Source organism: Sphingomonas sp. dw_22, assembly GCF_018449795.1.
Classification (GTDB): Bacteria; Pseudomonadota; Alphaproteobacteria; order Sphingomonadales; family Sphingomonadaceae; genus Sphingomonas.
In genome coordinates this window covers 1-21,563 of record NZ_JAAVVE010000019.1, presented here as the reverse complement: position 1 = coordinate 21,563, position 21,563 = coordinate 1, and the positions used below count along the sequence as shown (strand labels likewise).

Here is a 21,563-nt window from a genome sequence, read left to right as displayed (position 1 = left end):
GCATGAAGGTCATTTTCGCCGCTGCCATCGGACTTGCCGCCTTGTGGCCGGGCCGGGGGAGCGCAGGCGAGTTGAATGGCCCCGGGCGCTTTTGCGGCTATGCCCCGATCATCGATCTGGTCGCCGGCGAACGCGTCGTCACGTTGCAGGGCGGCATCCATGGCGGGACTTTCCGCTGGGAGGGCGCATTCGGCATGCTCGACGTGCATGGAATAGGCTGGGCCAGCAAGCCGCCCGGGCGGATCGTCGCCCGCCGGGCCGGCAAAGGGCCGGTCCGGTTCGGGCAGCGGCGCGTGGATGGGAAATATATGGTCGCGATCTGGAACGGGCGTCATGGCGCGGCCTATTTCCAGTCGCCCAGGGCTTTGACTCGCGCCCAGCTTGCGGCGATCGACCGGGTGGACCTGTTCGAGGAAGGGGAGGAGCCGCAGGGCTGCAAGCTGCGGACGATTTTCTCATGGGAATGAAGATGAGCCTCGATCAAATGGCGAGCATGGATACATGACCACCCAATTCGAACTTACCGACGAGCAGCGCCAGATCCAGGAGATGGCGCGCCAGTTCACCGCCGATGCGATCACGCCGCACGCTGCGGAGTGGGACGAGAAGCACATCTTCCCGCGCGACACGATCCGCGCGGCGGCGGAGCTGGGCTTCGCCTCGATCTACGTTTCGGAGGAGAGTGGCGGGATCGGGCTGGGCCGGCTCGAATCGGCGCTCATCATGGAGGCGATGGCCTATGGCTGTCCGTCCACCAGCGCGTTCATCTCGATCCACAACATGGCGAGCTGGATGATCGACCGGTTCGGCGGCCAGGCGGTGAAGGACAAGTATCTGCCCTCGCTCGTCACGATGGAGCGGATCGCCAGCTATTGCCTGACCGAGCCGGGATCGGGCTCCGACGCGGCGGCGCTCAAGACGCGTGCCGTTCGGGACGGCGACCATTATGTCGTGACCGGCACCAAGCAGTTCATCTCGGGCGGCGGCGAGAATGAAGTCTATGTCGTGATGGTCCGCACCGGCGAGGAGGGCCCCAAGGGCATTTCCTGCCTGGTGATCGAGAAGGACATGCCCGGCGTGAGCTTCGGCGCGCAGGAGCGCAAGCTCGGCTGGCATTCGCAGCCGACCGCGCAGGTGATCCTGGAGGAGGTCCGCGTGCCGGTCGAGAATCTTGTCGGCGCCGAGGGTGAGGGCTTCCGCATCGCGATGATGGGGCTGGACGGCGGGCGGCTCAATATCGGCGCCTGCTCGCTGGGCGGGGCGCAGCGCTGCCTGGACGAAGCGATCCGCTATACCAAGGAGCGCAGGCAGTTCGGCACCGCGATCGCCGATTTCCAGAACACCCAGTTCACCCTGGCCGACATGGCGACCGAGCTGGAGGCGGCACGGGCGCTGCTCTATCTCGCCGCCGCCAAGGTGACCGCGAATGCCCCCGACAAGACTCGCTTCGCCGCGATGGCCAAGCGCTTCGCCACCGATACGGGATCGAAGGTTGTCGATCAGGCGCTCCAGCTCCATGGCGGCTATGGCTATCTGATGGATTATCCGATCGAACGCTTCTGGCGCGACCTGCGCGTCCATTCGATCCTGGAGGGCACCAATCAAGTGATGCGGATGATTATCGGGCGGGAGCTGACGCGCCAGTGACGCAGGATGTCCTGACCCTCATCGAGGGCCGTATCGGCCGGATCCGGCTGAACCGGCCCAAGGCGATCCATGCGCTCAATGGCGCCATGTGCGCGGCGATGCTCGACGCGCTGGGCGCGTGGCGCGGCGACGGCGCGGTCGAGGCGGTGCTGATCGACCATGCCGAGGGTCGGGGCTTCTGCGCGGGCGGCGACATCCGCATGCTCGCCGAGAGCGGGGCGGGCGACGGCAGCGCGGCGCGCGCCTTTTTCCGGCTCGAATATCAGATGAACCACCGGCTGTTCACCTATGCCAAGCCGGTGGTGGCGTTCATGGACGGGATCACCATGGGCGGCGGCGTGGGCATCTCGATGCCGGCGAAATACCGGGTCGCGACCGAGAATACCCGCTTCGCCATGCCCGAGACCGGCATCGGCCTGTTCCCCGATGTGGGCGGCGGCTGGTATCTCTCGCGCCTGCCGGGGCATCTCGGCGAATATATCGCACTGACCGGCGCGCGGCTGGACGGCGGCGAATGCCTGGCGCTCGGGCTCGCCACGCATTTCCTGTCCGCCGAGTCCCTGGACGAAGCCAAGGCCCGGATCGCCGCCGATCCGCAAGCGATCGAAGCGATCCTCGATTCGCTCTCCGCCCCGGCGCCGGGGGCTCGGATCGCCGTGCACCGGGGGGCGATCGACCGCCTGTTCGCGGGCGACACGCTGGAGGAGATCCTCGCCACGCTCGATGCCGATGGCGGCGATTGGGCGCGGGAGCAGCGCGCGACGCTGCGCACCAAATCGCCCCAGACCATGAAGGTCGCGCTTCACCTCGTCCGCCAGGGTCGCCGCATGCCCAGCTTCGAAGACGAGATGCGCCAGGAGTTCGCGGTCGCCAGCCGCGTCGTCCAGCGCCCCGATTTCGCCGAGGGCGTGCGCGCGGTCATCATCGACAAGGACAATGCGCCGCGCTGGTCGCCCGCGACGCCGGAAGGCGTTACGGATCACGTGATCGACCAGATTTTCGCGCCGCTGCCGGAAGGCGAGGCATGGGCGCCGGCTTGAGCATATACCGTCACCCTGGCTTTCGCCGGGGCGAGGCAGGGAGGAACTGATGTCGGACTATGAAACCATTCTCGTCGAGCAGCGCGGACCCGTCACGCTGCTCACGCTCAACCGGCCCCAGGCGCTCAACGCGCTCAACAGCCAGGTGCTGGGCGAGATGCTCGATGCGGTGACGGCGTTCGATGCCGATCCGGGCCAGGGCTGCGCGGTGCTGACCGGCAGCGAGAAGGCCTTCGCGGCGGGCGCGGACATCAAGGAGATGCAGGCCCAGAGCTTCGCCAGCATGTATGGCAGCAACTTCTTCTCCGGGTGGGACCAGTTCACCCGTACGCGCAAGCCGATCATCGCGGCGGTGGCGGGCTATGCGCTGGGCGGCGGCTGCGAGCTGGCGATGATGTGCGACTTCATCCTGGCGGCGGACACCGCCAAGTTCGGCCAGCCCGAGGTCAAGCTGGCGGTCACCCCCGGCATGGGCGGATCGCAGCGGCTCGCCCGCGCGGTGGGCAAGGCCAAGGCGATGGAGATGTGTCTCACCGGCCGGATGATGGACGCGGTGGAGGCGGAACGCGCCGGGCTGGTCAGCCGTATCCTCCCCGCCGCCGATCTGGTCGAGGAAGCGGTGAAGACCGCCGCCCAGATCGCCGGCATGGCGCCGCTTGCGGTGCTGGCGAACAAGGAGATGGTCAATACCGCCTTCGAGACGGTGCTGGCGCAGGGCGTGGCCTATGAGCGGCGGCTGTTCCACGCGCTGTTCGGCACCGAGGACCAGAAGGAAGGCATGACTGCGTTCGTGGAGAAGCGCGCGGGCGTCTGGACGGGGAAGTGACCCTTTCTCCCCTCCCGCTTGCGGGAAGGGGGCGGGGGAGAGCGTGTGAGTTTCGGGGAAGGGTGACAGGCCCTCCCCTAACCCCTCCCGCAAGCGGGAGGGGAATTTGAGAGGATCAGACTGTGGCACGCGTAGCATTCATCGGGCTCGGCAACATGGGCGGCGGCATGGCCGCGAACCTGGCGAAGAAGGGGCATGACGTGCGCGCCTTCGATCTTTCCGCCGAGGCGCTCGACAAGGCGAAGAAGGCCGGATGCCTGCCCGCCGCCAGCGCCGTGGAGGCGATCGCGGGGGCCGAGGCGATCGTGACGATGTTGCCCGCAGGCCGCCATGTCGAGGCCGTCTATACCGACAGCGTGTTCGACCATGCCGAGCCGGGCGCGATCCTGATCGATTGCTCGACGATCGACGTCGACACCGCGCGCCGTGTCGCCGAGGCGGCCGCCGCGCGGGGGCTGATGGCGGTCGATGCACCGGTGTCGGGCGGCATCGGCGCGGCCAATGCGGGCACGCTCACCTTCATGGTGGGCGGCAGCGTCGCGGCGTTCGAGCGGGCCGAGCCGTTCCTGGCGGACATGGGCAAGGCCGTGATCCACGCCGGCGCGGGCGGGGCCGGCCAGGCCGCCAAGATCTGCAACAACATGCTGCTCGGCGCCGAGATGATCGCGACGTGCGAGGCGTTCGTGCTGGCGGGCAAGCTGGGCCTCGATCTCCAGAAATTCTACGACATCGCCTCGGTAAGCTCCGGCCAGAGCTGGTCGATGACGAGCTATTGCCCGGTGCCCGGCGTCGGCCCTGAAACGCCGGCCGATCACGACTATCAGGGCGGGTTCGCCGCGCCGCTGATGCTCAAGGATCTGAAGCTGGCGATGGAGGCGGCGGCGAGCGTCGGCGCGAATACGCCGATGGGCGCGCGGGCGGCGGCGCTGTATCAGGCGTTCGTCGAGGGCGAGGGCGCGGGCCTCGATTTCTCGGGGATCATCAAGACGTTGTAGGTCGCGCCGCCAGAGGCAGCTACGAAAACGGGGCGGTGCGCATGTCGCGCCGCCCTATGATGTTGGCGTAAGGCCGAATTTCGGCCGCGCGCGGCGGTTTTCCGCCAAAAAATTCGTTACGATTCAATAAACCACGTCACGTCCCTCTAAAAGGCAAGGGCAGGTCTGCGCTTTCGAAGTGCCGGCCGCTCTTGGCAGGGGTTTGAATGACGTGACGCAAGTAATCGAAGCGCCCAGCTCCGTTACCGTGAGAAATGCGGGCGATTTCGCCGGCGTGCTGCTCGGTGCCGTCCAGGAGGGCGGCGATATCGACATCGATCTGTCCGATCTGGCCGAAGTCGATCTCAGCTTCGTCCAGCTCCTCCTCGCCGCCCGCGCCCATGTCGAGCAGGAAGGCGCGCGCTTCGGCCTGGCCCAGCCGGCCGTTCCCGCGCTTGCCGCGCTGCTCGATCGCGCCGGCTTCCTCGGCGACCTCCGGCCTGCCGACATCGAATTCTGGTTCCACGGAGAGCTGCCCCAATGACTGCCTCGATCCTCACCGTCGACGATTCGCCCAGCCTGCGCATGGCGATCCGCATCGCGCTCACCGGCGCGGGCTATGACGTCACCGAAGCCGGCGACGGCGTCGAGGGCCTGACCGCCGCCAATTCGGCGAAGTTCGACATGATCATCACCGACCTGAACATGCCCAACATGGACGGGCTGACGATGATCCGCGAGCTGCGCAAGGATCCCGCCCAGTGCGGCACTCCGATCATCTTCCTCACCACCGAAAGCGATGACGCGATGAAGCAGCAGGCCAAGGCAGCCGGCGCGACGGGGTGGCTGGTCAAGCCCTTCGTCCCCGAACAGCTCGTGAAGGTCGCGCGCAAGGTGCTCGGCCGATGAGCGGCCAGGATCCGATCGCGGCATTCCGCGTCGAGGCGGGCGAACTGCTTGAGCAGATCGAGCAGGGCCTGCTCGATCTCGGCCACCGGCTGGATGATCGCGACCTGGTCGACGCCGTGTTCCGCGGGCTGCACACGCTCAAGGGATCGGGCGCGATGTTCGGCTTCGACGCGCTGGCGACCTTCACCCATCATTGCGAGACTGCGTTCGATCGTGTCCGCAAGGGACTGGCACCCGCGACGCAGGAGCTGGTCGCGGTCATCCTCTCCGCGCAGGATCATATGCGCGCGCTGATCGAGACCGACGGCACCGGGCTGGAGGCCATGGGCGACGCGATCCTGGTCCGTCTCCAGGCGGCGATCGACGGGGCCTCCGGCACGCCGGCCGCTGCCGTGGCGGCGCCCAAGGGCTGGCGCCTGTCCTTCCGCCTGCCGCCCGAGAGCATGGCGAACGGCACCAATCCGCTGATGCTGCTCGACGAGTTGCGCGAACTGGGCGACTGCCGGATCGTCGCCCGCATCGACCGGATTCCGCCGCTCGCGGATCTGGTGCCGGTCGAATGCCATATCGGCTGGGACGTCGAGCTGCATGGCGACATCTCGAAGGACGATATCGAGGACGTGTTCATCTTCGTGATGGACGATATGGCGCTGAAGATCGAGCCGCTGGCCGCCGAGCCCGTGGCCGATGAGGCGCCCGCCGACGTGCCGGTTCCGGTTGCCGCGAACGACGCGCCGCCGCCCGCTGCCGAAGCCGCCAATGCGGCGCCCGGCCGTGCCGCCGCCAAATCGGGCGAGAGCGTCCGCGTGCCGGCCGAGCGGCTCGACGAGCTGATGGACCGGGTGGGCGAGCTCGTCATCGTCCAGAGCCGCTTGTCGCAGCTTGCCAATGGCGGCGGGACGGCGGCCGATCTGGTGCTGCGCTCGATCTCGGAGGAGATCGAACGGCTGGCCAGCGAGCTGCGCGACACGATGATGGTGCTGCGCATGGTGCCGGTCGCCAGCCTGTTCGGCCGCTTCCGCCGTCTCGTCCACGATCTGTCGCGCGAGACCGGCAAGACCATCGAGCTGCTGACCGAGGGCGAGACCACCGAAGTCGACAAGACCGTGATGGAGCGGCTCGCCGATCCGATGGTCCATCTGATCCGCAATTCCTGCGACCATGGGCTGGAAACACCCGGGGAACGTATCGCCGCCGGCAAGCCGGCCGCGGGGCAGGTCAAGCTCTCCGCCCATCAGCAGGGCGGCGAGGTGATGATCACGATCCGCGACGACGGCCGCGGCATCGATCGCGACCGGGTCCGCGCCAAGGCCGAGGCCCAGGGGCTGATCCAGCCGGGCCAGACGCTGAACGACCAGGAACTGCTCCAGATGATCTTCCATCCGGGCTTCTCCACGGCGGCGGCGGTCACCAACCTCTCCGGCCGCGGCGTCGGCATGGACGTGGTCAAGCGCACCATCGAGAGCCTGCGCGGTTCGATCGACATCAAGAGCGTGCCCGGCGAGGGCTCGACGGTCACGCTGCGCATCCCGCTGACGCTCGCGATCATCGATGGGCTGCTCGTGCGCGTCGGCAACGGTCGCTACGTGATCCCGCTAGCGGCGGTCGAGGAGTGCATCGAGCTGAGCCTTGAGGAGGATCTGCGCTCGCGGGGCCGCAGCTTCATCACGCTGCGCGACCGGCTGGTGCCGTTCCTGCGCCTGCGCGAGATGTTCGACACCGGCACCCGGCCCGATCCGCACCAGAAGATCGTGGTGATCGCGACCGGCGCCGAGCGGGTGGGGCTGGTGGTCGATCAGATCATCGGCAGCCACCAGACGGTCATCAAGTCGATGTCGGCGCTCCACCGCGACGTCTCCACCTTCGCCGGTGCGACGATCCTCGGCGACGGCGGCGTCGCGCTGATCCTCGACGTCGTTCAGCTCGTCACTCTCGGCCAGCATCAGGAGGAGCGGCTTCGCGCCGCCGGATAAGCCCATGCACGACACAAGAACCCGATGGGATGCCAACGGCACCCTCGAAGTGCTGACGTTCAACCTGCAGGAAGAGACGTTCGCGCTGGAGGCCATCCTGGTCCGCGAGATCCTCGACCTGCTGCCCGAGACGGTGGTGCCCGGTGCGGCGCCCTTGGTCGGCAGCGTCGTCAATTTCCGCGGCAAGATCATCCCGATCGCCGACCTGCGCCTCGCCTTCGGCCTGCCGGCGGCGGAAGCGACGGTCGACAGCCGCATCGTCGTGATCGAGATCGACGCGGAGGGCGAGGCGATCCAGCTCGGCATCCGCACCGACAAGGTCCACGAAGTCGCCACTCTGCACCAGGGCGACAGCGAGGAGCCACCGGCCGTCGGCATGCGCTGGCGCCGCGATTATGTCCGCGAACTGGTGCGTACCCCGGAGGGCGTGATCGTCCTTCCCGATCTTTCCGCGATTTTCCGTTCGTTCATCGGAGGCGGCGAGTCCGCTGCCGCCACCCTTCCGTCCACCGTTCACTGAGCCAGGGGGCTTAAGACAATGCACGCATCCATCAAACTGAAGCTGGGCGGTACGTTCGCCCTGCTTCTCACCATCATGACCGTCGTCATCGTGCTCGGCATCTCGCGCCTGAGCACGCTCAACGATGCCATCGGCGATGTCATCACCGGGCCTGCCAAGCAGCTCGATCGCGCCCGCGCCATCGACAGCGGCGTGAGCATGATGGTCCGCGCCGAGAAGAACCTCGTCCTGACCGACGATGCCGCGCAGCGCCGCGATTACGAAGCGTCGATCGACACCTGGCGCGCGCGCGTCGACGAAGCCGTCGAGCAGGCCAATGCCAAGCCGTCCGAGAAGACCAAGGCGGCCTGGGGCGAGCTTCGCGACCAGTGGAACGCGTTCAAGCCGGTCAACGAGAAGGTCCGCGAGCTGAGCGATACCGACAAGGCTGCGGCCACCACGCTCACCATGAGCGATTCGCGCGACAAGGCGAACGCCGTCACCAAGACGGTGGAAGGGCTCGTCAGCGCGCAGCAGCAGATGATGTCCGAGGCCGATGACGATACCGAGGTGCTCTACAACTCGGCGCGGACCACGATGCTGACCATGGGCGTGGTCGCGTTCATCGTCACCGCCGCCGCTGCCCTCTATCTCTCGCTGCTGATCTCGCGGGGCCTGAAGGCCGCCGGCGACGCGATGCGCCAGGTCGCCGAGGGTGACCTGACCAAGACCGTCGAGATCAAGAGCAAGGACGAGATCGGCGAGCTGCTGGGCCATGTGAACAACATGATCGAGCGCCTGCGCGGCGTGGTCGGTGATGCGAACGTCGCGGCGGAGAACGTCTCGGCGGGCAGCCAGGAGCTGTCGGCAAGCTCGGAGCAGGTGTCGCAGGGCGCCACCGAGCAGGCCGCTGCCGCCGAACAGGCTTCGGCCTCGATGGAAGAGATGGCCGCCAACATCAAGCAGAACGCCGATAACGCGGCGCAGACCGAGAAGATCGCCCGCCAGTCGTCCAAGGACGCCGAGGCGAGCGGGCAGGCGGTCGACAAGGCGGTGGGTGCGATGCGCACGATCGCCGAGAAGATCGGCATCGTCCAGGAGATCGCTCGCCAGACCGATCTGCTGGCGCTGAACGCGGCAGTGGAAGCTGCCCGGGCCGGCGAACATGGCCGCGGCTTCGCGGTGGTGGCGTCGGAAGTGCGCAAGCTCGCCGAGCGCAGCCAGACCGCCGCTGCCGAGATCGGCGCGGTCTCGACCGACACGGTGCGCGCCGCGACCGAGGCCGGCGAGATGCTGACCAAGCTGGTGCCGGACATCCGCCGTACCGCGGAACTGGTGTCGGAGATCAGCTCGGCATGCCGCGAGCAGGATATCGGCGCGTCGCAGATCAACGAGGCGATCCAGCAGCTCGACCAGGTGACGCAGCAGAATGCCGGCGCCTCCGAGCAGATCTCGACCACCTCGGAGGAACTCGCGGCCCAGGCCGAGGAGCTCCAGACCAGCATCGCCTATTTCCGGGTCAACGACAGCACGAACACGCGCAAGGTCGCTCCGATGGCGCCGCGTGCCGCGATGGTCGCCCGCAAGCCCGTGACGTCGGCGGCCAAGAAGCCGGCGATCAAGGCCAAGCCCAACACGATCACCGATCAGCAGGCCCGGGTGAACGGCTTCGCGCTGGACCTCACCAGCGGCGGCCCGGACGAGGACGACGCGCATTTCGGTGCGCAGGCGGCCTGACGCGGCAATCGAAGCCGGCCCGCCCCGTTCGCGGGGCGGGCCCCTCATCTACCAAGGGTCTGTATCCATGCGTGCCACCATCAAGCTGAAACTGGGCATCCTCTTCGCGATCGATCTCACCAGCGGCGGCCCAGACGCCGACGACGCCCCCTTCGGAGTACAGGCAGCATGAGCGACGTGCAGGAAATCCAGGCTGTGACCTTCGGACTGGGAGCGGAGACCTTCGCGGTTCCCGTGACCCTGGTCCGCGAGATCCTCGATTATCGCGAGACGTTCCGCATCCCCAACGGCCCCGACTATCTGCTGGGCCTCACCGACATGCGCGGCGAGGGCGTCGCGACGGTCGATTTCCGCCTGCGGCTGGGCATGCCGCATGTCGATCCCACCCCGGGCACCCGGATCCTGGTGGTCGACGTGCCGGTCGCCGATCGCGTGCTGGTGCTCGGGCTGGTGGTGGACCGCGTGCTGGAGGTCAGCACCTTCCGAAGCGACCAGATCGGCGCCGCGCCGGACATCGGCGTCCGCTGGCCGTCCGAATATATCGCGGGCGTGGTGAAGCGGGCGGAGGGCTTCGTCGTCCTGGTCGATGTCGCCCGCATCTTCTCCGCCGAGGAGGCGGCGCTGCTGCATCCGATCGCCTCGGCAGCCTGACCGAACCGGCCCGCGCCCCCGGAAAAGGGTGCGCGGGCAGCCGCAATCCCTTTCGCCCCGCCCAGACGCGGGGCCAGCAATATCGGAGCAGGTTCTTGGCCAGTGCGCCCCCTACGATGAGCACCCAGTCCGCGGGTAACGATCAGATGAGCCGCCGCAACTTCACGATGCTGGCCAGCTATATCTACGACTATTCGGGCATCAAGATGCCCGAGAGCAAGAAGACCATGCTCGAAGGCCGGCTGCGCCGCCGCCTGCGCGCCACCGGCACCCGGACGCTCGACGAATATTGCGATCATGTGTTCGTCCAGGACAATCTGGCGGACGAGGGGCTGCACCTCATCAACGCGGTCACGACCAACAAGACCGATTTCTTCCGCGAGCCCGCGCATTTCGACTATCTGATCCGCAACATCCTGCCCGAATTCAAGGCGCGGGGCCTGCGCACGATACGCGCCTGGAGCGCGGCCTGCTCGACGGGGCCGGAGCCCTATACGATCGCGATGGTGCTCGACGATTATGCCGACACCTGCGGCGGCCCATCCTACGGCATCCTCGCCACCGATCTCGATACCGAGGTGCTGGCCGCCGCGCGGACGGGCATCTATCCGGCCGAGCAGGTCGATCCCGTGCCCGCGGCGCTGCTGCGCAAATATGTCATGACCTCGCGCAATCCGGCGCGGCGCGAGATCCGCATGGCGCCGGCGCTGCGCAGCGCCATCGGCTTCGCGCGGCTCAACCTGATGGACGATCGCTATCCGATCGGCGATCCGATGAATCTGATCTTCTGCCGCAACGTGCTGATCTATTTCGACAAGCCGACGCAGCGCAAGGTCGTGTCGCAGCTCGTCGATTGTCTGGAGCCCGGCGGCTATCTGTTCCTCGGCCATTCGGAATCGATCACCGGGCTGGAGCTTCCGCTGGTCCAGGTGGCCAACACCGTCTTCAAGCGGAGCTGACTCGAAATGCTCGCACGCAAGAAGATCCGCGTCCTCGTCATCGACGATTCCGCCAGCGTCCGCCAGACGATGACGACGATCCTCCAAGAGGATCCGGAGATCGAGGTGATCGGCGTCGCCTCCGATCCGTTCAACGCGGCGAAGCGATTGCAGGAGGAAGTGCCCGACGTCATCACCCTGGACGTGGAGATGCCGCGGATGGACGGCATCACCTTCCTGCGCAAGCTGATGTCGCAATGCCCGGTGCCGGTGGTGATGTGCTCCTCGCTCACCGAGGAAGGTTCGGAGACGCTGATCCAGGCGATGGAGGCCGGCGCGGTCGACGTGATCCTGAAGCCGCGCATCGGCGTCGCCGATCACCTGGCCGAGCATAATCTCCAGATCCGCGACGTCGTGAAGGCGGCGGCCAAGGCGCGGGTGCGCGGCCGTCCGGCGGTGCGCGAGCCGCGTCCGCTGTCGCCCGAGAAGAAGCTGACCGCCGACGCCGTGCTGCCGCCACCCAGCGGCAAGGCGATGAGCCGGACGACCGAGATGGTGGTGTGCCTGGGCGCGTCGACCGGCGGGACCGAGGCGCTGCGCGAGGTGCTGGAGGCGCTGCCCGCCAATTCGCCGGGCATCGTCGTCGTCCAGCACATGCCGGAGAATTTCACCCGCGCCTTCGCCTCGCGGCTCAACACCTTGTGCGAGGTGGACGTGAAGGAAGCCGTCGACGGCGATCCGGTGCTGCGCGGCCATGTGCTGATCGCGCCCGGCGGCAAGCATACGATGCTGGAGCGCCGGGGCGCCCGCTATCATGTCTCGGTGCGCGACGGGCCTTTGGTCTCGCGGCACCGGCCTTCGGTGGACGTGCTGTTTCGCTCCGCGGCGCGGGCGGCCGGATCGAACGCGGTCGGCGTCATCATGACCGGCATGGGCGACGACGGAGCGCGCGGACTTCTGGAGATGAAGCAGGCCGGCGCCCGCACCTTCGCGCAGGACGAGGCGACTTCGATCGTGTTCGGCATGCCCAAGGAAGCGATCGCGCGCGGCGCCGCCGACAAGGTCGTGCCCCTGGGCTCGATCGCACGCGAGCTGCTGCACGCGACTGCGCGATGAGCGCGCTTTCCATCCAAATGGCTTTCGACGGAGCTCGGCATGTATCACGATAGAATCGAGCCCGCTGGATCGGCTCGCGACGCGGCGATCGAGAATCTCCAGCACGCGCTGGCCGGGCTCGCTGCCGGGCTCGACGTCCGCTTCGTCCATGCCGCGAGCACGCTGGCGACGGTGATCGACACGGTGAACCGCGTCATCGCCTCGCTCGATTCGATCATCAATGCGATCGACGAGCAGACCGGCAAGGCCGCCGTCCGCATCCTGCGCGAAAGCGCGCGCGAGCTGACCGCGCTGCCGCTGCTCCAGCATGAACGCGTCAATGATCTGGGCGTGGTGCGCCGCGCGGCGGCGGAGCTGAACCTGCACGTGATGCAGATCCAGGAGATGCTGCGCATCCTGCGCGTCAACGGCACCAATCTGAAGATCGCCGCATCGGGATCGGCGCCGGTCACCCGCTTCGTCGAGGAGATGTTCGAGCGCTTCGATGCCGGCGACGCGCATCTCAAGGGCTTCATGGCGACGCTGCAGGAACTGGTCGAGGGCGTGGCGACGGTGCAGCGCGCCGCGCGGCTGATCGCGGCCGAATGCGGCAAGGTGATCCCGCTGGTGCCCGATCGGCTTGCCGACGACGCGCTGGAGCTTCAGGCGCACCAGGTCTCGATCGCCGACAGCGCGGCGGACGTCCGCGGCATCGCCCGCGAGGTCCAGGGCCGGGTCGCGGTGATCCTGGGCGCCTTGCAGATCGGCGATATCAGCCGTCAACGGCTCGAGCATATGGTGGCCGCGCTCCAGCTCGTGAGCGCGAGGCGGCTGGAGGATGACGTCCAGACCCCGGCGGCGCGCGCGGTCGAAGCGCATATCCTTGCGCTGATCGAGGCGCAGCTCACCGACATCGCCGCCGATCTCGACAGCGAGACCGGCCTGCTGGTGAACGCGATCCACGAGCTGGGGCCGCACACCGGCGAACTGGTGTCGCTGATCGAGGAGAGCGACGTCGGCCGCGAAGGCCATGCTTTCCTCCATCGGCTGGAGCGCGGCTTCACCGAGATCGACGGGCTCACCGAGCAGCTTCGCGCGGGCAACAGCCGCACGCTGACGATGACCGCGGTGGTGATCGACACGATGGGCGATCTCACCACTCGGCTGGAGGCGGTGCGCACCGTCCGCGCCGATGTGCAGGACACGGCCGTCAAGGCGCGGCTGCACGGCGAGCGGCTGGGTGCCGCAGGCCGGTCGGTGGCGATCGTCGCCGACGAGATCGGCAGTTGCGCCGACCGGCTCGACCAGGCCGTGAACGGCGTAGGCTGGGCGATCCGCGAGCTCGGCGCGGCCAGCGTCTCGATCCGGCATCGCCATGAAACTGCGCTGGAGAGCGATCCCGGCCCCAAGCTTGCCTGGTCGCTGGCGCTGATCCGCGAGGCCTGCCGGCGCACCGATCAGGGCATCGGCGAAGGCGGCATCGATGCGCGCGACCTGATCCAGACGCTCGACGATGCCGGCGCCCGGCTCGCCGACGAGCTGGAGCTGGCGGCCACGATTTCGGGGTTCGTCAGGACGTTGCGCGGGCTCGGCGGGGAGGTGGCCGCGCTGGATGAGGCCGATCACGCGCCGCTCCGCACGATCCTCCAGGAGATCGAGGCGATGTACACCATGGCGCGCGAACGCGAGGTGCATCGCGCCTTCCTGCTGCCCGGCATGGAATTGATGGCCGCGACGCAAAGCGACGCTTTCGACGACGGTCTTTTCTGACGTTCGACTGTTCGGGCTCCGGCCCGATTTGGATTTTCCCGTTATTTTCCTATCAGAATAGAAAGCCATTCGGAGGGCGACTTGTACATTTCGAAGATTGCGGAAGGGCCCGCCGAAGGCGGCGCGTCGCTCGCGAATGTGCAAGGCACTCTTGCGACATTGGCGAGTGGCCTCGATGCGCGCTTCGTCGAGGCGGGCGGCGCGCTGGCGCAGGCCTATCAGATCGTCGAGACGCTGGTGAAATCGCTGGAGGGCGTGACGAGCGCACTCGATCGCGAGGCGGCGGATGCCGCCGTGCAGGACATGCGCGCGATCGCCGATCGCCTGACCCGGCTGCCCGCGATGCAGAGCCGCCGCCAGGAGGCGCTGGTGACGATCGGCGGCGCGGGCGAGGCGCTGCGCACGCCGATGGCCCAGTTCCACCGCACGCTGCGGTTCCTGCGCATCTGCGGGCTCAACATCAAGGTGGCGGCGGCGGGCGCGGCGGAGTTCTCGGGCTTCGCCGACACGATGTTCGAGAAGATCGACGTCGCCGAGGAGCAGATGAGCAGCTTCGGCCAGGAGATCGACGGGCTGAGCAGCGGTATCTCGGAAGCGCTGGAGGCGGAGAAGCTGCTCGCGGACGAATGCACGCGCGTGATCCCCGAGGTTCCGATGCGGCTCGATCGCGACGCGCTCGCGCTCCAGGACCATCAGGCGCGGCTCGGCGAGCTGGCGGTTCGCATCGCCCAGGTCGCGCGCGAGATCCGCACCAGGCTCGCCACCGCGCTCGGCGCGCTCCAGATCGGCGACATCACCCGCCAGCGGCTGGAGCATGTCGTGACCGGCCTCTCCACCATGGACGCCGCGCTTCGCGAGGCGAGCGGGCTGGCGGCTGAGGACATCACGCTGATCGAGGAGCACATCCTTGCCCTGCTCGCCGCCCAGGCGGCGGATGCGGTGGAGGAATTCCGCTCGCAGGCGCGCATCCTCGCCCAGAGCCTGCGCGCGATCGGCCCGCAGGCCACCGCGCTGCTCGCGCTCAAGGACGATGGCAAGGACGGTGGCGGCGCGCAGGGGGACGGGGACGACGATCATGTCCTCCATGTGCTGGAACGCAGCATCGAAGAGGTGCGCAGCGTCACCGGCCGGCTCCAGCAGGCCGATGAGCTGTCCGATCGGCTCGGCACGGCCACTTCGGCGACCGCCGAGAGCCTGGGGCGGCGCATCGCCGCGGTCCAGCGCGTCAAGAACGACGTCCAGCAGATGGCGTGGAACACCGATCTGCGCTGCCGCCGCATGGGCGCCGACGGTCAGGGCCTCGCGATGATCGCGACCGAGATCCGCAATTTCTCCAACCATCTCGAAATGCTGACCAACGGCATCTCGGGCACGTTCGAGCAGCTTGTCGATGCCGCGGCCGAGATGCGCGCGCAGGCGGAGAGCGCCGGCAAGGTCGATGCGGGCAAGGCGCTGACGGCATCGCTCGATTGCGTACGAGACGGCGGCGATCGGATGCGCGAGGGGCTGTCCGGCCTCGATCGCGATGCCGCGACGGTGGGTGATATCCTGCGCCAGACCACCGAGAATGTCGATTGCGACGCCGAGATCGGCGATGCGCTGGGCGAGGCGGTAACGCAATTGGCCGCCGCGGCGGGGGATCCGGCGATGCTGCCCGAAGCGCCCCCGGCCGCGCTCGGCGAGATATTGGCCGCCATCCATGCCAGCTACACCATGGCGAGCGAGCGCGAGGTTCATAAGCGTTTCGCGCTGGCCGGCGGGGTGGCCGAAATGGAGGAAGCCCCCGCGCAGGGTGATGACGACGACGATGACGACGGGCTGTTCTGAGCCGCGGACCTATCGCAGCAGCTCGGGCCTCCGGACCGCGTCGATGAACGCTCGCAACGCCGGCGCCATCTGCCGCTGGCGTGGATAGCAGAGGAACATGCCCGGGAAGGGCGCCGACCAAGGTTCGAGCAGCGGCACCAGCCTGCCCTCGGCGATATGCGTGCGCACCGCATATTCGACCGGGAAGGCGATGCCCACGCCCTGGAGCGCGGCGCGGATCACGAGATCCTTGTCGTTGACGATCAGCGGGCCATTCACCGCCACTTCGAACCACGATCCGTTCTCGAAGAACTCCCAGGCATAGGGCGTCGGGCGGCCGGGCCAGTGCCAGCGGATGCAGCGATGCTCCACCAGGTCGCGCGGCTGCTCCGGCCGGCCATGGGCGGCGAGATAATCGGGGGAGGCGACGGCGATCTGGCGCAGCTCCGGCCCCAGCCGGACCGCGATCATGTCGCGCTCGATCACTTCGCCGATCCGGATCGCCGCGTCGAACCCCGCCGCGACGACATCGATAACGGCATCGTCCAGCGTCACGTCGAGCACGACATCGGGACATGCCTGGGCGAAGGCGCCGAGCATGGGCGCGAGATAGGTCTCCGCCGCCGACCGGAACGCGTGGACGCGCACTGTGCCGGTGGGGCCCTCGCGATAGCGCTGCACCTGGCCGACCGCATCGGCGAGCTCGGACACGGCGGGGCGGACGCGCTGGAACAGGTTCCGGCCGGCATCGGTGAGCGACACGCTGCGCGTCGTCCGGTTGAGCAGCCGCACGCCGACCCGCTCCTCGAACCCGCGCACCATCTGGCTCAGCGCCGAGGGCGACACGCCCAGCGCTTCGGCCGCGCGGCTGAAGCTCAGCATCTCGCCCACCGCCACGAAGGCGCGGAGCTGGTTATAGTCGCTGCCGGCGAGAAGCGTATCCATGGCCTTTCCAATCATCTTTGAGCGCAGCTTACAAGTGATGTGAGTTCTTGCGGCATTCCGAAGCGCGGCGCGATCCGCCATTTCGGGCGGCGAAGGAGAACGCTCATGAAGACCTGGTTCATCACCGGCATTTCGCGCGGCCTGGGGCTGGCGCTGGCAAGCGCGGCGATCGCGCGCGGCGACACCGTCATCGGCACGGTGCGCGGCGCGGCACCCGCTATTCCGGAAGGGAGCGGCACGCTCCATGTCCTGACGCTCGACATGGAAGATGGCGACGCGGTCGAGGCGGCGGTCGAACGGGCCTTTGCCCTGGCGGGCCGGATCGATGTGATCGTCAACAATGCCGGATACGGCCTGCTCGGCGCGCTCGAAAAGGCGAGCGACGCGGAAGTCGCGCGGCTGTTCGCGGTCGATCTGTTCGGCCCGTTCCGGCTGACCCGCACCGCGCTGCCGCATCTGCGCGCGCAAGGATCGGGGCATATCGTCAACATCACCTCGATCGCCGGCCGCGCGCCGGGCGCCGCTTCGGCCATGTATGCCGCGGCCAAATATGCGCTCGAAGGCATGTCGGCCGCGCTGGCGCAGGAAGTCGCGCCGCTCGGCATCAAGGTGACTGCCGTCGCCCCCGGCGCATTCCGCACCGATTTCCTGTCGCCGCATTCGATCCGCAAGAGCGAGGCTGAAGGCGAAGCCTATGCCGCGAGCGTCGGCCGATATGGTGCGGCGTTCGATGCGATGGCGGGCAACCAGCTTGGCGATCCCGCGCGCGCGGCGGAGGCGATCCTGGCGCTGGCCGATGCGGAGAAGGCGCCGCTCCACCTGCTGCTCGGCTCCGACGCGCTGCGCCGCGCCCGCGAGAAGCTCGACGCGGTGATCGAGGAGATCGACCAGTGGGAGGATGTGACGCGGAGCACCGATTTCCCCGTGTCCGTATAATTCCGCATGTCGGGCGGGCGCGCCGCTTCCTAGTCCTCCACGTATGAAACTGGTGGAGGCGATCATGAAGAATGTGCTGGTGCTGATGCATGACGATGCTGGTCAGGAAGCGCGCTTCCAGGCCGCCCTGGATCTGACGCGCGCCCTGGACGGCCATCTGACCTGTGTCGACGTGTCGATCACGCCGCTGTTCATCGGCGATTATGCCGGCACCGGCGGCGAGGCGCTGATGATGGCCGACGAGCAGGCGCGCGAGAAGGAGAATCGCGAGCGTATGGAGGCACGGCTCAGGGTCGAGGACGTGCCCTATGACTGGATCGACGAATGCGGCTTCCTGAGCCCGTGCATGCGCGATGCGGCGACGATGGCCGATCTGGTGGTGCTCAACCGCGAGATCGACGGCATCCATTTCCCCGACATGCGCGAGCTGGTGGGCGATGTGCTGCTCAAGTCGAACAAGCCGATCATCGCCGTGCCCGCCAGCGCCCGGCGCTTCGACGCCTTCGGCAACGCGCTGGTCGCCTGGGACGGTTCGCGCGAGGCCGAGGCAGCGCTGCGCGCGGCGGTGCCGCTGCTGCGCCACGCCAAGTCGGTGACGATCCTCGCGGCCGACGACGGCTCGCTCAAGATCCCCGCCCAGTCGGCGGCCGAATATCTCTCGCGCCACGGCATCGAGCCCGAGATCCGCGAGAGGTCCGCGCTGACCGAGCTGGCGAGCACGGTGGTTCTCGATACCGTGAAGGCGATCGATGCGGCCTATGTGGTGATGGGCGGCTTCGGCCATAGCCGCTTCATCGAGGCGGCGTTCGGCGGCGTGACCAAGCGGATGCTGAAGGAATCGCCCGTTCCGATCTTCCTCGCCCATTGAACCCTCGGGCGGGGGGAGGAGAGGGGCGCCGGTGACGGCGCCCCTTTTTCGTTGGCGATCTGGTTGCGATCCCCAAGATCCTCCCCGGCACGGGGAGGGGGACCGCCGTCGAAGGCGGTGGTGGAGGGGGAGCGCCACACGGGAATCGCCTGCGGAGAGCCCCCTCCACCAGCCTGCGGCTGGTCCCCCTCCCCGTACCGGGGAGGATCTTGAGGACTGCTTCTCGCCGTCAGGCCGCCTTGGCGCCCAGTTCGGCTATCTTCGCCAGCCATTCGGCGCGGGCATCGGCATCGCCCTCGACATTGCCCACCAGAGAGCTTGCCACCGGCTTGATCCCGGCGAACTTCAGGATGTTGCGCTCGAAGCTCTTCACGCTGTGGGCGCCATAATAGAAGCGGTAGAAGAGGGCGGGCATCCCCATCGTCACCACCAGCCGCGCCGAGCGCCCGCCGAGCAGGGGCTTGGGCATGCGGCCTTCGCCGATCGCGAAGCCCGGCCGGGCGGTCTGCTCCAGGAACGCCTTGAGCAGCGCCGGCATGTCGCCGAGCCACAGCGGATAGAAGAAGACGATATGCTCGGCCCGGCGGATCGCTTCCTGCGCCTCGGCGATCACGGGATCGGGGGCGCCATCCATCCATTCGGCGCGCGAGCGCAGCATTGGGAAGGACGCCGTCGCCAGATCGATCCGGCGGACATCGTGCCCGGCCTGAGCCGCACCCCCGGCATAGCTGTCGGCAAGGGCATGGACGAAGCGGCCGCGATCCGGATCGGGATGGCCGTCGATGAGGAGAAGCCTGGTCATGCCGGCGATGTGACGCTTCCCGGCGCCCTCGGACCATACGTATCCCTACGGTGCCCGGACCAAACGTTGCGGAACCGTCACAAAAATCCGGGCGGCGCTGCGCGAACTTGTCCAACAGGTCAAGGATGCATGCGATCATAGGGGGCCGAAACGGGATGGGCGGCGATTTGCGCCTTCCGGGGCGTGAAGGCTTCATGGTTGCAATGTCGGTAACCATGTTTTTCCACCAAAACTCGTTCCGTTTCCGAACGATAGCGGCTTGCAAGCGGTCGCGTCCGCGAATAGCTGTCCGCCCGTGAAATACGCTATGATTACCGAGATCGACCGCGCCTCGACATTCCTCAAGGCGCTTTCCGGCCGAAGCCGCCTGTTGCTGTTGTGCCACTTGTGGGACGGCGAGAAGTCCGTGGGCGAGCTTGCGCGCCTGACCGGCTCTCGCGATACCGCCGTGTCGCAGCAGCTTGCCCTGCTCCGCCGCGAAGGCATGGTCTCGGCGCGCCGCGCCGGCCAGATGATCTTCTATTCGCTCGCCAGCCCCGAAGCGCTGCGCATGCTCGAGGCGCTGCACGGCCTGTTCTGCAAGGAACCCGAGGCCGAGGCGGCTTGAGCGGCTGTCCCTCTCCCAAGGGAGAGGGAAGGAGCGCCGAAGGTGGCGGGAGGGCGACGCAGACGAAGCGATCGCTCTGGCCGCACTCGTCTGCCCTCACCCTCCCACTCGGCTGCGCCGAGCGGGCCCCTCCCTCTCCCAAGGGGAGAGGGTTTTGGGTAGGTTCCTAGCTCCCCGCAGCGGCATATAGCCGCTCGACATCCTCCTTGCGGACGAGCTCGGCGCCCGGGGCGAGCAGCGCGGCGGCGCCGCCGGCGATGCCGTAGCGCAGCGCTTCGTCCAGCGACTGGCCGCGAGCCAAAGCGAGGGTGATCGCGGCGACCATCGAATCGCCGGCACCCACCGCATTGGCGACGGGCACCGGTATCGCGGGCAGGCGCAGCTCCCGATCCGCCGTCACCAGCAGCGCGCCGCGCTCGCCGAGCGACAGCACGACGATCTCCGCGAAGCCGCGCTCCAGCAGCTCGCGCGCCGCGGCGGCTTCGTCCATTTCGGTGGCAAGCGTGCGGCCGACCAGCTCCTCCAGCTCGCGCAGGCTCGGCTTGACCAGATAGGCGCGCACGCCCTCGCACGCGGCCAGCGCCAGCCCCGAGGTATCGATCACCAGCCGCTTGCCGAGATCGGCGAGGCGGCGAAAGATCCGCGGATGGCAGCCGGGCGGCAGGCTGCCGCTCGCGACGATATAGTCCGGGCGGCCGGGCAGGGCGCGGAGCACTTCCACCAGTGCGGCGATCTCGCTTTCGCCCAGCACCGGACCGGGCAGCACGAAGCGATAGGGGAGGCCGGTCGATGTCTCTTCGACCGTGAAGCTCTGGCGGGTTGCGCCGGCGATCGGCACCGGCGCGATCGGCACGCCGGCTTCGCGCAGCAGCGTCTCCAGCGTGACGCCCATGGGGCCGCCGCACGGGAATACCGCCGTCACCTTGCCGCCCAGCGCATGGACGACGCGGGCGACGTTGATCCCGCCGCCGCCCGGCTCGAAGCGCGGTTCGCTGCACCTGAGCTTGTGCGTGTGGCGCACCGCTTCGGTGGCGGTGGTGATGTCGAGCGCGGGGTTGAGCGTGACGGTCGCGATCGACACCCTAGCGGGGAGTCCGTTCCAGCACCGCGCGGGCGGCGGGGACGATCAGGTCGAGCGGGCGATTGACGCGCATCCGGTGCCAGCTCGACAGATCGCCGACCGAGCGGCGCGACTGCTCGCGCACCACTTCGACGCTGGCATCGGAAGCATCGCCAGAGCGCGCGCGGACGCGGGCGATGCGATCCTGCTCGGGTGCCTCCAGCCAGATGCCGGTGAAGGGCACGCGCGCCCGGATCGCCAGCGCCTCGGCCACGTCGCGCTCGCTGCGGCTCATGAACACCGCGTCGAGGATCACCGAACTGCCGCAGGCGAGGTGATCGTCGGCCGATTCGAACATCGCCTCATAGGTCTCGGCGTCGCTGCGCCGCGTATAATGGGCGGGCGGCAGGCGGGTCTCGGGCGGCAGGCCCGCCAGGCGCTTGCGGAACACGTCGGAGCGCAGCACGCGCCCGCCCGGCG

Annotated in this window: 22 protein-coding genes; 18 read left to right on the top strand and 4 right to left on the bottom strand. The window is 68.1% G+C overall.

All coding sequences use genetic code 11. The features are described 5' to 3' along the window. Positions 1-2: 2 nt before the first annotated feature. The 15 genes from HB724_RS10510 (at position 3) to HB724_RS10440 (ending at position 15,886) form a co-directional block, all read left to right on the top strand. The gene (locus tag HB724_RS10510; protein WP_213980882.1) at positions 3-467 is read left to right on the top strand and encodes a hypothetical protein; all 465 of its coding nucleotides are present in this window, start codon (positions 3-5) and stop codon (positions 465-467) included. A 34-nt stretch (positions 468-501) separates the two neighbouring features. After that, the gene (locus tag HB724_RS10505; RefSeq protein ID WP_213980881.1) at positions 502-1,647 is read left to right on the top strand and encodes an acyl-CoA dehydrogenase family protein; all 1,146 of its coding nucleotides are present in this window, start codon (positions 502-504) and stop codon (positions 1,645-1,647) included. Next, on the top strand, positions 1,644-2,687 hold the full coding sequence (locus tag HB724_RS10500; RefSeq protein ID WP_213980880.1) for a 3-hydroxyisobutyryl-CoA hydrolase: 1,044 nt from the start codon (positions 1,644-1,646) through the stop codon (positions 2,685-2,687). Before HB724_RS10505 ends, HB724_RS10500 begins: the two co-directional genes overlap by 4 nt. Positions 2,688-2,736: 49 nt before the next feature. Continuing rightward, positions 2,737-3,513, top strand: coding sequence for an enoyl-CoA hydratase (locus HB724_RS10495; protein WP_213980879.1), 777 nt, complete (start codon positions 2,737-2,739; stop codon positions 3,511-3,513). Positions 3,514-3,635: 122 nt separating this feature from the next. Further along, positions 3,636-4,508, top strand: coding sequence for a 3-hydroxyisobutyrate dehydrogenase (mmsB, locus tag HB724_RS10490; protein ID WP_213980878.1), 873 nt, complete (start codon positions 3,636-3,638; stop codon positions 4,506-4,508). Between the two features lie 178 nt (positions 4,509-4,686). Next, positions 4,687-5,031 carry an STAS domain-containing protein gene (locus HB724_RS10485; RefSeq protein WP_346344713.1) on the top strand — a complete coding sequence of 115 codons (345 nt, stop codon included), beginning with the start codon at positions 4,687-4,689 and terminating at the stop codon, positions 5,029-5,031. Continuing rightward, the gene (locus HB724_RS10480; protein ID WP_187728359.1) at positions 5,028-5,396 is read left to right on the top strand and encodes a response regulator; all 369 of its coding nucleotides are present in this window, start codon (positions 5,028-5,030) and stop codon (positions 5,394-5,396) included. Before HB724_RS10485 ends, HB724_RS10480 begins: the two co-directional genes overlap by 4 nt. Next, positions 5,393-7,369 carry a chemotaxis protein CheA gene (locus HB724_RS10475; protein WP_213980877.1) on the top strand — a complete coding sequence of 659 codons (1,977 nt, stop codon included), beginning with the start codon at positions 5,393-5,395 and terminating at the stop codon, positions 7,367-7,369. Before HB724_RS10480 ends, HB724_RS10475 begins: the two co-directional genes overlap by 4 nt. A gap of 4 nt (positions 7,370-7,373) precedes the next feature. Next, positions 7,374-7,889: a chemotaxis protein CheW gene (locus tag HB724_RS10470; RefSeq protein WP_213980876.1), complete on the top strand. Its 516-nt coding sequence runs from the start codon at positions 7,374-7,376 to the stop codon at positions 7,887-7,889. Between the two features lie 18 nt (positions 7,890-7,907). After that, positions 7,908-9,605, top strand: coding sequence for a methyl-accepting chemotaxis protein (locus HB724_RS10465; protein WP_213980875.1), 1,698 nt, complete (start codon positions 7,908-7,910; stop codon positions 9,603-9,605). 168 nt (positions 9,606-9,773) lie between these two features. Beyond that, entirely contained in the window at positions 9,774-10,256 is a 483-nt protein-coding gene (locus tag HB724_RS10460) for a chemotaxis protein CheW (protein ID WP_213980874.1), read from the top strand. A 146-nt stretch (positions 10,257-10,402) separates the two neighbouring features. Next, positions 10,403-11,215: a CheR family methyltransferase gene (locus HB724_RS10455; RefSeq protein ID WP_213980931.1), complete on the top strand. Its 813-nt coding sequence runs from the start codon at positions 10,403-10,405 to the stop codon at positions 11,213-11,215. Between the two features lie 6 nt (positions 11,216-11,221). Further along, a complete protein-coding gene (locus HB724_RS10450) occupies positions 11,222-12,310 on the top strand; it encodes a chemotaxis response regulator protein-glutamate methylesterase (RefSeq protein WP_213980873.1) in 1,089 nt (362 codons plus the stop codon). 39 nt (positions 12,311-12,349) lie between these two features. Next, entirely contained in the window at positions 12,350-14,059 is a 1,710-nt protein-coding gene (locus HB724_RS10445) for a hypothetical protein (RefSeq protein ID WP_213980872.1), read from the top strand. Between the two features lie 159 nt (positions 14,060-14,218). Continuing rightward, on the top strand, positions 14,219-15,886 hold the full coding sequence (locus HB724_RS10440; protein WP_213980871.1) for a hypothetical protein: 1,668 nt from the start codon (positions 14,219-14,221) through the stop codon (positions 15,884-15,886). Positions 15,887-15,895: 9 nt separating this feature from the next. Here HB724_RS10440 and HB724_RS10435 read toward each other — a convergent pair whose 3' ends face one another. Next, a complete protein-coding gene (locus HB724_RS10435; protein WP_213980870.1) occupies positions 15,896-16,810 on the bottom strand; it encodes a LysR family transcriptional regulator in 915 nt (304 codons plus the stop codon). Positions 16,811-16,915: 105 nt separating this feature from the next. Here HB724_RS10435 and HB724_RS10430 point away from each other — a divergent pair, with 105 nt between their 5' ends. Continuing rightward, positions 16,916-17,746, top strand: a complete 831-nt coding sequence (locus tag HB724_RS10430) for an oxidoreductase (RefSeq protein ID WP_213980869.1) — start codon at positions 16,916-16,918, stop codon at positions 17,744-17,746. Between the two features lie 43 nt (positions 17,747-17,789). Further along, entirely contained in the window at positions 17,790-18,614 is an 825-nt protein-coding gene (locus tag HB724_RS10425; RefSeq protein WP_256731447.1) for a universal stress protein, read from the top strand. A 229-nt stretch (positions 18,615-18,843) separates the two neighbouring features. Here HB724_RS10425 and HB724_RS10420 read toward each other — a convergent pair whose 3' ends face one another. Then, entirely contained in the window at positions 18,844-19,416 is a 573-nt protein-coding gene (locus HB724_RS10420; protein ID WP_213980868.1) for an NAD(P)H-dependent oxidoreductase, read from the bottom strand. Positions 19,417-19,711: 295 nt separating this feature from the next. On the opposite strand from HB724_RS10420, the gene HB724_RS10415 reads away from it, so the two are divergent. Then, complete coding sequence (locus HB724_RS10415; RefSeq protein WP_213980867.1) at positions 19,712-20,023, top strand: metalloregulator ArsR/SmtB family transcription factor; 312 nt, start codon at positions 19,712-19,714, stop codon at positions 20,021-20,023. A 166-nt stretch (positions 20,024-20,189) separates the two neighbouring features. On the opposite strand, the gene HB724_RS10410 is transcribed toward HB724_RS10415, so the two are convergent. Together HB724_RS10410 and HB724_RS10405 are read right to left on the bottom strand one after the other, a co-directional pair. Next, positions 20,190-21,104, bottom strand: coding sequence for a hexose kinase (locus HB724_RS10410; RefSeq protein WP_213980866.1), 915 nt, complete (start codon positions 21,102-21,104; stop codon positions 20,190-20,192). A gap of 1 nt (position 21,105) precedes the next feature. Beyond that, the coding region (locus HB724_RS10405) for an AAA family ATPase (protein WP_213980865.1) at positions 21,106-21,563 on the bottom strand (458 nt) is incomplete at its 5' end.

Coding starts and splice junctions, on each gene's coding strand:
- HB724_RS10510 (WP_213980882.1), top strand. CDS start 3: ATGAAGGTCATTTTCGCCGCTGCCATCGGACTTGCCGCCTTGTGGCCG.
- HB724_RS10505 (WP_213980881.1), top strand. CDS start 502: ATGACCACCCAATTCGAACTTACCGACGAGCAGCGCCAGATCCAGGAG.
- HB724_RS10495 (WP_213980879.1), top strand. CDS start 2,737: ATGTCGGACTATGAAACCATTCTCGTCGAGCAGCGCGGACCCGTCACG.
- HB724_RS10480 (WP_187728359.1), top strand. CDS start 5,028: ATGACTGCCTCGATCCTCACCGTCGACGATTCGCCCAGCCTGCGCATG.
- HB724_RS10475 (WP_213980877.1), top strand. CDS start 5,393: ATGAGCGGCCAGGATCCGATCGCGGCATTCCGCGTCGAGGCGGGCGAA.
- HB724_RS10470 (WP_213980876.1), top strand. CDS start 7,374: ATGCACGACACAAGAACCCGATGGGATGCCAACGGCACCCTCGAAGTG.
- HB724_RS10465 (WP_213980875.1), top strand. CDS start 7,908: ATGCACGCATCCATCAAACTGAAGCTGGGCGGTACGTTCGCCCTGCTT.
- HB724_RS10460 (WP_213980874.1), top strand. CDS start 9,774: ATGAGCGACGTGCAGGAAATCCAGGCTGTGACCTTCGGACTGGGAGCG.
- HB724_RS10455 (WP_213980931.1), top strand. CDS start 10,403: ATGAGCCGCCGCAACTTCACGATGCTGGCCAGCTATATCTACGACTAT.
- HB724_RS10450 (WP_213980873.1), top strand. CDS start 11,222: ATGCTCGCACGCAAGAAGATCCGCGTCCTCGTCATCGACGATTCCGCC.
- HB724_RS10445 (WP_213980872.1), top strand. CDS start 12,350: ATGTATCACGATAGAATCGAGCCCGCTGGATCGGCTCGCGACGCGGCG.
- HB724_RS10435 (WP_213980870.1), bottom strand. CDS start 16,810: ATGGATACGCTTCTCGCCGGCAGCGACTATAACCAGCTCCGCGCCTTC.
- HB724_RS10430 (WP_213980869.1), top strand. CDS start 16,916: ATGAAGACCTGGTTCATCACCGGCATTTCGCGCGGCCTGGGGCTGGCG.
- HB724_RS10425 (WP_256731447.1), top strand. CDS start 17,790: ATGAAACTGGTGGAGGCGATCATGAAGAATGTGCTGGTGCTGATGCAT.
- HB724_RS10420 (WP_213980868.1), bottom strand. CDS start 19,416: ATGACCAGGCTTCTCCTCATCGACGGCCATCCCGATCCGGATCGCGGC.